The organism is Polaromonas sp. AER18D-145 (assembly GCF_002379095.1).
GTDB lineage: Bacteria > Pseudomonadota > Gammaproteobacteria > Burkholderiales > Burkholderiaceae_C > Polaromonas.
Window position 1 is genome coordinate 18,656 of the sequence record NZ_NBZV01000053.1, and the last position, 11,005, is coordinate 29,660.

At 62.5% G+C, this 11,005-nt stretch carries 11 protein-coding genes; 10 read left to right on the forward strand and 1 reads right to left on the reverse strand.

Going from position 1 to position 11,005, the window contains the following annotated elements; translation table 11 throughout:
- The first annotated feature begins 72 nt into the window (after window positions 1–72).
- The 10 genes from B7G52_RS20060 (at window position 73) to nagZ (ending at window position 10,389) form a co-directional block, all read left to right on the forward strand.
- Window positions 73–1,533 (forward strand): DegQ family serine endoprotease, encoded by a 1,461-nt coding sequence (locus B7G52_RS20060; protein ID WP_170954820.1) that lies wholly within the window; start codon window positions 73–75, stop codon window positions 1,531–1,533.
- Window positions 1,534–2,094: 561 nt separating this feature from the next.
- The gene (lepA, locus tag B7G52_RS20065) at window positions 2,095–3,906 is read left to right on the forward strand and encodes a translation elongation factor 4 (RefSeq protein WP_096699399.1); all 1,812 of its coding nucleotides are present in this window, start codon (window positions 2,095–2,097) and stop codon (window positions 3,904–3,906) included.
- Window positions 3,906–4,883, forward strand: a complete 978-nt coding sequence (gene lepB, locus B7G52_RS20070; protein ID WP_096699401.1) for a signal peptidase I — start codon at window positions 3,906–3,908, stop codon at window positions 4,881–4,883. Before lepA ends, lepB begins: the two co-directional genes overlap by 1 nt.
- A gap of 85 nt (window positions 4,884–4,968) precedes the next feature.
- Window positions 4,969–5,310, forward strand: coding sequence for a DUF4845 domain-containing protein (locus B7G52_RS20075; RefSeq protein WP_096699403.1), 342 nt, complete (start codon window positions 4,969–4,971; stop codon window positions 5,308–5,310).
- Complete coding sequence (gene rnc, locus B7G52_RS20080; protein WP_240523547.1) at window positions 5,311–6,009, forward strand: ribonuclease III; 699 nt, start codon at window positions 5,311–5,313, stop codon at window positions 6,007–6,009.
- Window positions 6,010–6,194: 185 nt separating this feature from the next.
- Complete coding sequence (gene era / locus B7G52_RS20085) at window positions 6,195–7,124, forward strand: GTPase Era (RefSeq protein ID WP_096669485.1); 930 nt, start codon at window positions 6,195–6,197, stop codon at window positions 7,122–7,124.
- A gap of 184 nt (window positions 7,125–7,308) precedes the next feature.
- Window positions 7,309–8,058: a DNA repair protein RecO gene (gene recO, locus B7G52_RS20090; RefSeq protein ID WP_096699414.1), complete on the forward strand. Its 750-nt coding sequence runs from the start codon at window positions 7,309–7,311 to the stop codon at window positions 8,056–8,058.
- A 16-nt stretch (window positions 8,059–8,074) separates the two neighbouring features.
- The gene (locus B7G52_RS20095; RefSeq protein ID WP_096699416.1) at window positions 8,075–8,881 is read left to right on the forward strand and encodes a pyridoxine 5'-phosphate synthase; all 807 of its coding nucleotides are present in this window, start codon (window positions 8,075–8,077) and stop codon (window positions 8,879–8,881) included.
- Window positions 8,878–9,279, forward strand: a complete 402-nt coding sequence (gene acpS, locus B7G52_RS20100) for a holo-ACP synthase (protein WP_096669378.1) — start codon at window positions 8,878–8,880, stop codon at window positions 9,277–9,279. The genes B7G52_RS20095 and acpS overlap by 4 nt, the downstream gene beginning before the upstream one ends.
- A gap of 51 nt (window positions 9,280–9,330) precedes the next feature.
- On the forward strand, window positions 9,331–10,389 hold the full coding sequence (nagZ, locus tag B7G52_RS20105) for a beta-N-acetylhexosaminidase (RefSeq protein WP_096699405.1): 1,059 nt from the start codon (window positions 9,331–9,333) through the stop codon (window positions 10,387–10,389).
- 81 nt (window positions 10,390–10,470) lie between these two features.
- Here nagZ and B7G52_RS20110 read toward each other — a convergent pair whose 3' ends face one another.
- Window positions 10,471–10,980 carry a YgjP-like metallopeptidase domain-containing protein gene (locus B7G52_RS20110; protein WP_096699406.1) on the reverse strand — a complete coding sequence of 170 codons (510 nt, stop codon included), beginning with the start codon at window positions 10,978–10,980 and terminating at the stop codon, window positions 10,471–10,473.
- Window positions 10,981–11,005: the final 25 nt, after the last annotated feature.

An 11,005-nucleotide genomic window follows, 5' to 3' on the forward strand; every position in this document is an offset into this window, starting at 1 on the left:
TGCGGCGGGCCGGCCGGCACCTGATTCGATGCGCGGCTTTCTCTTCTTCTCCGACAATTTTTTCAAAGGCTGATGATGCATATATTGAACTGGAAACAAGGTCGCTCCTGCCTCGTCGCCGGTACGCTGGCGCTGGGCTCCGTTCTGGCCGTGATGCCTGTGCAGCCGGTGATGGCGCAAGTCAGGACCCTGCCGGACTTCACTGACCTGGTGGAAGCGGTCGGTCCTTCGGTCGTCAACATCCGGACCGTTGAAAAAGTCAAGGCCGGCGCAGCTGGCAACGCCGACGAGCAGATGCTGGAGTTTTTCCGGCGTTTCGGCATTCCGGTGCCACCCAACATGCCGCGCACGCCCAGGCCGGACCGTGGCCAGCCTGACGAGGAGCAGCCACGCGGGGTGGGTTCAGGATTCATCCTCAGCACGGACGGGCTGGTCATGACCAATGCCCATGTCGTCGAAGGTGCCGATGAGGTGCTGGTGACGCTGACGGACAAGCGCGAGTTCAAGGCGAAGATCATCGGTACCGACAAGCGCACCGATGTGGCCTTGGTCAAAATCGAGGCCGCGGGCTTGCCGGCCGTGAAAATCGGTGACATCAGCCGCCTGAAAGTCGGTGAGTGGGTGATGGCCATCGGTTCGCCTTTTGGCCTTGAGAACACGGTGACCGCCGGCATTGTGAGCGCCAAGCAGCGCGACACCGGTGACTACCTGCCTTTCATCCAGACCGATGTGGCGATCAATCCGGGCAACTCGGGCGGGCCGCTGATCAACATGCGCGGCGAAGTGGTGGGCATCAACAGCCAGATCTACTCGCGCTCCGGGGGATTCCAGGGCATCTCGTTTGCCATTCCGATCGACGAGGCCACCCGGGTGGCCGACCAGTTGCGCACCAATGGACGGGTGACGCGCGGTCGCATCGGCGTGCAGATCGACCAGGTCAGCAAGGATGTGGCGGAGTCCATCGGACTGGGCAAGCCGCAAGGTGCGCTGGTGCGCGGCGTCGAAGCCGGATCGCCTGCGGAAAAAGCCGGGATCGAAGCGGGCGACATCATCACCCGATTTGAGGGCAAGGTGATTGACCGGGCAACGGACCTGCCGCGCATGGTGGGCAACGTGAAGCCCGGTACCAGAACGACGATCACCGTTTTCCGTCGCGGCAGTACCAGGGACCTCAACGTGACGATTGCCGAGGTCGAGGCAGAAAAGCCGGTGCGCAAGGCCCAGGCGCCCGAGAGCAAAGCGCCGGTGGCCGGACCGGCACAGGTGATCGGGCTGGTGGTCAGCGAGTTGCCCGAGGCCCTGAAGAAGGAGCTCAAGCTCAAGGGCGGCGTCAAGGTGGATGCGAGTGAGGGTGCCGCTGCGCGTGCTGGCCTGCGTGAGGGTGATGTGATTCTGGCAATTGCCAACACGGAAGTCGGCAGTGTCAAGGACTTTGAAGCGGTGCTGGCCAAAACCGACAAGAGCAAGGTGATCAACGTGCTGTTCCGGCGCGGCGAGGTGGCGCAGTTCGCGCTGATCCGTCCCTTGCGTTAAGGGTTGCGCGGGGCGGGCAATGACGCCCGCCGGCCGCGCAGTTGCCTGTCCGGGCCACCCCCATACCCTGATTGGGGATGGGGTTTTGCCTGAAATGTCGCTTCGCGGGCAGGTCCAGAAAATATTTTTTCCTTGCCCAAGGGTTCAAAGAATGTTTGCGTCTGCTAACTTCGAGTTTGGCTAATAAGCGATTTTGGTAGAATGGATGCAATATTCCGGATCATTCCGATATATCAAGCGTTCAAAAAACTACTCTGTGGCATGAATTGGCACGATTCACTGCTGATCCACAGATCACCCACATGTTGTCCATAGGCTCTCAGTTAAAATTGTGAATAACTTGTGTATAAGATTCATGTTGCTGCCTTGCAACGAGAAAAATTTGGCAATTTCGAGGCTATGCGTGGTCGGCTTTTTGCCTACAATGAAGCTTCCAACTATCGCAGTTGCCATAGATTGTTGGTTCAGGGCGCGTCACAAGTGACGCGCCCTTTTTTATGGCTTTCGCGAATTGACCGCGGGCTCTTCGCAATACTTTCAAGCACTTAGGCGTTCCCTTTGATGAATCACATCAGAAACTTTTCGATCATTGCGCACATTGATCACGGCAAATCCACGCTGGCCGATCGCATCATCCAGCGTTGCGGCGGATTGCAGGATCGCGAGATGAGCGCGCAGGTGCTCGACTCCATGGATCTGGAAAAGGAGCGTGGGATAACCATCAAGGCGCAGACCGCCGCGCTCAAATACAAGGCCCTCGACGGCCAGATTTACAACCTCAATCTGATCGACACGCCAGGCCACGTTGACTTCTCGTATGAAGTGAGTCGATCGCTGTCGGCTTGCGAAGGTGCGCTGCTGGTGGTCGATGCGAGCCAGGGTGTGGAAGCGCAAACCGTGGCCAACTGCTACACCGCACTCGAGCTTGGCGTGACGGTGGTGCCGGTGCTCAACAAGATGGATTTGCCGAATGCAGATCCAGAGAACGCCAAGCAGGAAATCGAGGACGTGATCGGCATCGATGCCACCGACGCGATTCCCTGCAGCGCCAAGACCGGCATGGGCATCGACGAAATCCTGGAAGCGGTGATTGCCCGCATCCCGCCGCCGCAGGGCAACCCGGACGGACCGCTGCGCGCGATGATTGTCGACAGCTGGTACGACGCCTATGTGGGTGTCGTGATGCTGGTGCGTGTGGTGGACGGCCGGCTGGTCAAGGGCGAGCGCATCAAGCTGATGGCCAGCGAGGCCACGTACAACGCCGACCAGCTGGGAGTCTTCACGCCGCACACCGAGCCGCGTGCCTCGCTCGAAGCGGGCGAGGTCGGCTTCATCATTGCCGGCATCAAGGAACTGCAGGCGGCGCGGGTTGGCGACACCGTGACGCTGATCAGGCCGGGTACCGGCGGGGCGGCCGCGACCGCCACCGAGGCCTTGCCCGGCTTCAAGGAAATCCAGCCGCAGGTGTTTGCCGGCCTCTACCCGACCGAAGCCAGCGAGTACGACTCGCTGCGCGACGCACTGGAAAAACTCAAGCTCAACGATGCCTCGCTGCACTACGAGCCGGAAGTCAGCCAGGCGCTGGGCTTTGGCTTTCGCTGCGGCTTTCTCGGCCTGCTGCACATGGAGATCGTGCAGCAGCGGCTCGAGCGTGAATTCGACCAGGACCTGATCACCACCGCGCCCAGCGTGGTCTACGAAGTGCTGCAGGCCGACGGCACCATCCTGCGGGTCGAAAACCCCTCGAGGATTCCGGACGCCGGCAAGGTCACCGAGATCCGCGAGCCGATCGTCACCGTGCACCTTTACATGCCGCAGGACTATGTGGGCGCCGTCATGACGCTGGCCAACCACAAGCGCGGCGTGCAGCTCAATATGGCTTACCACGGCAAACAGGTCATGCTGACCTACGAAATGCCGCTGGGCGAGATCGTGCTGGACTTCTTCGACAAGCTCAAGTCGGTCTCGCGCGGCTACGCGTCCATGGACTACGAGTTCAAGGAGTTCAGGGCGTCCGACGTGGTCAAGGTGGACATCCTGCTCAATGGCGAGAAGGTCGATGCGCTGTCCATCATTGTTCACCGCAGCCAGTCGGCCTACCGCGGCCGGGCGGTGGTGGCCAAGATGCGCGAGATCATTTCCCGCCAGCAGTTCGACGTCGCGATCCAGGCCGCCATCGGGGCCAACATCATTGCGCGTGAGACAATCAAGGCGCTGCGCAAGAACGTGATTGCCAAGTGTTACGGCGGCGATATTTCCCGCAAGCGCAAGCTCCTCGACAAACAAAAAGCGGGTAAAAAACGCATGAAGCAAATCGGTTCGGTGGAAGTTCCCCAAGAGGCCTTTCTGGCCATCCTGCAGGTAGAAGAATAATGCTGGGGTTCATGAGTACGCTTACCGCGCTGGTGCTGATGGTGTTTGCCGGTTACGGCGGTGCCTGGTACATGGGCCTGGTGGAAGGCAACTTCTCCCTGCTGCTGTTTCTGGCGACCGTGGTCACGGGCCTTTACTGGCTGGCCGAGAAGTTTTACTTCTGGCCCCAGCGCCGCAAGGCGGCCGAGATCATCGAGCAGGAAGCGGCCCGGCGCCGCAGCGAGCTGGCCGCCCGGGGCATCAGCCAGGTTGACGGCAACATCGAGGAAGCCCGGGCCAGGGTCATCATGCAGCCCTGGTGGCTGGACTGGACCGCCGGGCTTTTTCCGGTCATCGTGGTCGTGTTTTTGCTGCGCTCTTTCCTGTTCGAGCCCTTCAAAATCCCGTCCGGTTCCATGATTCCGACCATGCTGGTGGGCGACCTGATCCTCGTCAACAAATTCCATTACGGCGTGCGGCTTCCGGTCATCAACCGCAAGATTGTTGACAACAACAGCCCGCAGCGCGGCGACGTGATGGTATTCCGTTACCCGCCCCAGCCCAGCCTGGACTACATCAAGCGGGTGGTCGGCGTGCCTGGCGACGAGGTGGCCTACCTGAACAAAAAACTCACCATCAACGGCAAGCCTGTGCCCAAGGTGGCGCTGCCCGATTTCTTTGACGAAGACGCCCTGCGTTATGCCAAGCAGTTCCAGGAAACCAGCGGCAGCAAGACCTACCGCGTGCTCAACGACGAGGACCGGCCGGCCTTTATTGCCGGCGCCGCCGACTTTCCCTATCGTCAAAATTGCCGTTACAGTAGCGAGGGCGTGGTTTGCAAGGTGCCGCAGGGGCACTATTTCATGATGGGCGACAACCGCGACAATTCGCTCGATTCGCGTTACTGGGGCTTTGTGCCCGAGGCCAACATCGTCGGCAAGGCCTTTTTTGTCTGGATGAATTTTGGTAACCTCAAACGCATCGGCAAGGTCGACTGAGGGAGGCGCCGGGCTGGCCCTGCCGGCAGGGCAGGGGGCAGAACGGGGCATGGGGCGCAACTAACAACAGCTGGGGAAACACATCATGAAAAATCGGCAACGTGGCATTTCGTTCATCGGCATCCTGTTCGTGGGTGGCGTGCTGGCTTTCGCCGGCGTGATCGCGGCCCAGGTGTTTCCCACGCTGGTCGAGTTCCAGGCCATCACCAAGGCGGCCAGCAAGGCCGCCGAGGGCAACACGGTGCCCGAAGTACGGTCGATTTTCGACAAGGCAGCCGCCATCGACGACATCAAGTCGATCAGCGGCAAGGACCTTGAAGTCGGCAAAGAGGGCGACAAGGTGACCGTCAGTTTTGCCTACAACCGGGAAATCCACATTGGCGGGCCGGCTTACCTGCTGCTCAAATACACCGGCCGCTCCAAATAAGTGCGTGCCAGTCCTTCCCTGAGTCCTGACCTGCAGGCGCTGCAAACGCGTCTGGAGCACGAATTTTCCAATCCGCGCCTGCTGCAGCAGGCCCTGACCCACCGCAGCTTTTCGGCCGACCACAACGAGCGCGTCGAGTTTCTGGGCGACTCCGTGCTCAACCTGGCGGTGGCGGGTCTGCTCTACGAGCGGCTGAGCGAGTTGCCCGAGGGCGATTTGTCGCGGGTGCGCGCCAACCTGGTCAAGCAGGACACGCTGCACAAGCTGGCGGTGCAGCTCGGCCTGCCGCTACTGATACGCCTCGGTGAAGGCGAGGCCAAGTCGGGCGGACAAAAACGGCCGTCGATTCTGGCCGATGCGCTGGAGGCGGTCATTGGCGCCGTGTTCCTGGATGCCGGTTTCGACAAGGCCGACCGCCTGGTGCGCCGGCTGTTCCAGGACGTCGAAATCAACCCGACGATGCAGGCCATCGGCAAAGACCCGAAGACGGAGTTGCAGGAATGGCTGCAGGGTCGCAAAATGAACCTGCCGATATACCGCGTGGTCGGAACGCTGGGTGCAGCCCACAAGCAGACCTTTGACGTGGAATGTGAAATCAGCGAATTCGGCCGTGCCGAGCGCGGCATCGGCGGCTCGCGGCGTGCCGGCGAGCAGGCAGCGGCTACCGCGATGCTGGCTTACGTAAAAACGCTCCCTTGATTTGAAACCGGCGCTGCAAGCGCAGCCGCCAACAGGCGACCCTCATGACCCCCGCAAAAAAGACCCCCTCCAAGCCGGCACGACCGGCAGCGCCTGCCGGCACTACCAAAGCCAAGGCCAAGGCTGCGCCCGCTGGTGAACCCGCACAGGCCATCGTGCCGGCGCAGGACGCAGCCCTGGAAGCCATGCTGGCCAAGGCCATGACGTCGCAGGCCAACAACGCCCCGCCGGTCGAAGGCCAGCGCTGCGGCCTGATCGCCATCGTGGGCAAGCCCAATGTGGGCAAATCGACCCTGCTCAACGCGCTGGTGGGGCAGAAAATCAGCATCACCTCGCGCAAGGCGCAAACCACGCGGCACCGCATCACCGGCATGCGCACGCTGGGCGCCACCCAGTTTGTGTTTGTCGATACCCCCGGTTTCCAGACCCGCCACGGCAACGCGCTGAACCGCTCGCTCAACAAAACGGTGGTTGGCGCGGTCAACGACGTGGACCTGATCGTGTTTGTCGTCGAGGCGGGCCAGTTCAACCAGGCCGATGCCAAGGTGCTCTCGCTGTTGCCGGCGAACACGCCGGCGATCCTGCTGGCCAACAAGTTTGACCTGATCCACCGCCGCGCGGACATCGCGCCCTGGCTCAAGGAGATGCAGGAACGGCACAACTTTGCCGAATTCGTGCCCATGTCGGCCAACAACGCCAAGGATGTCGAGCGCCTGTTCGGCATCTGCGAGAAATACCTGCCTCCGCAGCCCTGGATGTACGGGGCCGAGGAACTGACCGACCGCAGCGAGCGTTTCATGGCGGCGGAAATCATCCGCGAAAAACTGTTCCGCCTGACCGGCGACGAACTGCCCTACACCTCGACCGTGATCATCGACAAGTTCGAGCAGGAGGGCGAACTGCGCCGGATCGCTGCCACCATTGTCGTCGAGCGCGACGGCCACAAGGGCATGATCATTGGCGAGAAGGGTGAGAAGCTCAAGCGCATCGGCACCGAAGCCCGCCACGAGCTCGAAGCGCTGACCGGCGGCAAGGTGTTCCTGGAGATCTGGGTCAAGGTGCGCTCCGGCTGGGCTGACGACGAAGCGAGGGTGAAAACCTTCGGCTACGAATAAGTGGAGTTGAGGTGGGCCTAGAAATTCGAGGGCAGGAATGCAGGCCAGGGCGCGTGTCGCATCGCTCTTTCGAGCTCATGCGAGGGTCGCGCAGGACACCGGAATGCACTTGGGTGCATGAGGATTCCGAGCACCGCGCAACGCCGGCATGCGCCCGGCCGTCGGATTTATAGGCACACCGGCTGTGGCTACCAAACGCATCAGCGATGAGCCGGCTTACGTCCTGCACCGCTACGACTGGAGCGAGTCCAGCCTGATCCTGGAAGTGTTCACCCGCAGCTACGGCCGGATCGCGCTGGTGGCGCGCGGGGCCAAGAAGCCGAGCTCGAATTTCCGTCCCATCCTGCTGCCGCTGCAGCCGCTGCACATTGCCTTTGGCGGCGACGCCGAGATCCGCATGTTGCGCAGCGCCGAGTGGCAGGGCGGCCACGTCATGCCGACCGGGGACGCCCTGCTGTCCGGTTATTACCTCAATGAGTTGCTGATGCGCCTGCTGGCGCGCGACGACCCGCACCCGGTGCTGTTCGACGCCTATGCCGCCACGGTGCAGCTGCTGGCCAGCCAGAACATCGACACGCTGGAGGTGGCCTTGCGCGCGTTCGAGTTGCGCCTGCTGCAGGGCATTGGCCTGTTGCCGGCGCTGGACGCCCAGACCGCCACCCTGGCGCCGCTGGAGCCGCAGACGCCTTATGTGCTGGTGGCCGAAGCTGGCCTGCGCGAGGCGCATGACGACGACCGCGCCAGCCTGCAGGGCCGGCAGTGGCTGGATTTGCAGGACACGCTCAAGGACGATGCACCGTTTACCGACACCGTGCAGGCCTGTGTGAATCATTTGCCGGCGCTCAAAACCCAGTTGCGCTCCCTGCTGCACTACCATTGCGATGTGAAGGTTTTCAAAACCCGGCAGATGATGATCGATCTGCAGGCTTTCTAAGGGATCAATGTCCACCATGGCTCCTGTACACGCCCCCGCTCCCCGCCACCGCACCGCCCTGTCGGTCAACGTCAACAAGGTTGCCTTGCTGCGCAACACCCGGCATCTGGGCATTCCCGATGTGCTGCGCGCCGCCGAGCTGTGCCTGGAGGCAGGCGCCCAGGGCATCACCGTGCATCCGCGGCCCGACGAACGGCACATCCGCAAGGACGATGTCTACGAGCTGGCCGCCCTGATGAAGGACTGGCCGGACCGCGAGTTCAATGTCGAAGGCAACCCGCTGCAGAACCTGATGGAGTTTGTGCGCAACCTGTCGGCGCGCGGCCTGCCGCTGCACCAGTGCACCTTTGTGCCCGACAGCGAAGGCCAGTTCACGAGCGACCATGGCTGGAGCTTTCCCCAGGATGCGGCCCGTTTGAAACCGTTGATTGAAGAAGCCCACGACCGGGGCGTGCGCGTCAGCCTGTTCATGGACCCGCTGCCCGAAGCCATGGCGGCCGCCAAGGCCGTCGGCGCCGACCGGGTGGAGCTGTACACCGAGACTTATGCGCGGGCCTGGGGCGCGCCTGAACAGGACAAGGCTTTGGAGCCGTTTGTCCTTGCGGGACGGGCGGCGGCAGCTATCAAATTGGGAGTAAACGCCGGCCACGACCTGAACCGCGACAACCTCGCCGATTTTCTGCGTGCGGTTCCCGGCGTGCTCGAGGTGTCGATTGGCCACGCGCTGATTGCCGACGCGCTGGAGCTGGGCTACAGCGCCACGGTCGCTGCTTATCTGCGCTGCATTGATGCGGCTTTTGAGCCGGACTTCAGGCCAGAATGATCTACGGTATTGGCACCGACATCTGCGATGTCCGCCGGGTGCGCGCCAGTTTTGAGCGGCATGGCGAGCGTTTTGCGCAGAAGATCCTCAGCGACGCCGAGTTCGCCACCTGGCAAGCCCGCAGCGCACGCTGGCCCGAGCGTGGCCTGCGTTACCTGGCCACGCGCTTTTCCGCCAAGGAAGCGTTCAGCAAGGCGGTCGGCATGGGCATGCGTTTGCCCATGACCTGGCGCCACTGCGAAATCGCCAAGGCCGCCAGCGGCAAGCCCGAAATCGTGCTGCACGGCGCGCTCAAGGAATGGTTCGAGGCGCGCGGCCTGAGCGCCCACGTCAGCGTGACCGACGAAACCGACTATGCCGCCAGTTTTGTGGTGGTCGAACAAAAAACCGCCCCCTGAGCCCCGGCGCCAGCCACCCCCTTTTTTCCATCCAGAGACCGAGCCCCCACCATGAGCCAACACGCCCCCCTGATCATCGACATTGCCGGCCTGAGCCTGAGCAAAACCGACAAACGCCGCCTCAAGCATCCGCTGACGGGCGGCATCATCCTGTTTGCCCGCAACTGGGACAACCGCGCGCAGTTGACCGCGCTGTGCGCCGAGATCAAGAAAATCCGCAAGGACCTGCTGATCTGTGTGGACCACGAAGGCGGCCACGTGCAGCGCTTCAAGACCGACGGTTTCACCCACCTGCCGCCCATGCGCGCATTGGGTGAGTTGTGGCTCAAGGACGCCATGGCCGCCACCAATGCCGCTACCGCCTGCGGCTACGTGCTGGGCGCCGAGCTGCGCGCCTGCGGCGTGGATTTCAGCTTCACGCCGGTGCTGGACCTTGATTTTGGTGAAAGCAGTGTGATCGGCGACCGCGCTTTTGCGCGCGACCCGCGTGTCGTCGGCCTGCTGGCCAAAAGCCTGATGCACGGCCTGCTGCAAAGCGGCATGGCCAACTGCGGCAAACACTTCCCCGGCCATGGCTTTGTCAAGGCGGACTCCCACACCGACATCCCGGTCGACAGGCGCAGCCTCAAGGCCATCCTGGCGGACGACGCAGCCCCTTATGAGTGGCTCAACACCACGCTGACCAGCGTGATGCCGGCGCACGTGATCTACCCCAAGGTCGATGCGCGCCCGGCGGGTTTTTCCGAGAAGTGGCTGACCTACATCCTGCGCGGCCAGCTCGGTTTTGGCGGCGCCATTTTCAGCGACGATCTCAGCATGGCCGGTGCCCGCCTGCTTGACGGCAAGCCGGTCAGCTACACCGAAGCGGCGATGGCCGCGCTCAACGCCGGCTGCGACATGGTGCTGCTGTGCAACCAGTCGATGGGCGAGGGCCAGGAGGTGGACGAGTTGCTGGACGGCTTGACCCAAGGCCAGCTCAGGCAGCAGTGGGAGCCGCTGGAAGCCAGCGAGGGACGCCGGGTTGACCTGCTGCCCGCCACGCCTGCCATCGCCTGGGACGCGCTGATGCTGCACCCGGCCTACATGCACGCGCTCGGGCTGGTCCCCTGAGTTTTCCTTAAGCCTTTTCGTGCACCGGCCCAAGCGCTGCGTGCGCAGATAGCTATCAAATAAATAGCAAATGACGCCTGCTCAGCGGCTCACCGGCCACGGCGCTTCGCCGCCGGCGGCCATGTGGGTCAGGTACAGCCGCAGGTCCAGCTCGAACTGGTGGTAGTCCGGCTCCATGTAGGTGCAGAGCTGGTAAAACGCCTTGTCGTGCGCCTTTTCCTTCAGGTGCGCCAGCTCGTGCACCGTGATCATGCGCAGGAACTCGATGGGCACCTCCTTGAACAGGCTGGCCACGCGGATCTCGCGTTTGGACTTGAGCTTGCTGCCCTGCACCCGCGACACCGTGGTGTGGGTGCCCAGCGCATGGGCAATCACCTGCAGCTTGCTGTCAAACGCCACCTTGCTCAACGCGTCGGCATTGCGCAGAAAGCTGTTCTTGATGTCCATCACATAGTCGTACAGCGCCTTGTCGGTGCGTATCTCGTGCGCGCTGCGGTATTTTTTGAGCAGCATGGCGCCCAGGCGGTCTTGCGCGACGAGGTCACGCACCTGGCTTTGCAGGGTGTCGGGGTAGCCCGTCAGGTAGTTCATGGGGTCGGGAAGGAGGGAGGCGGGC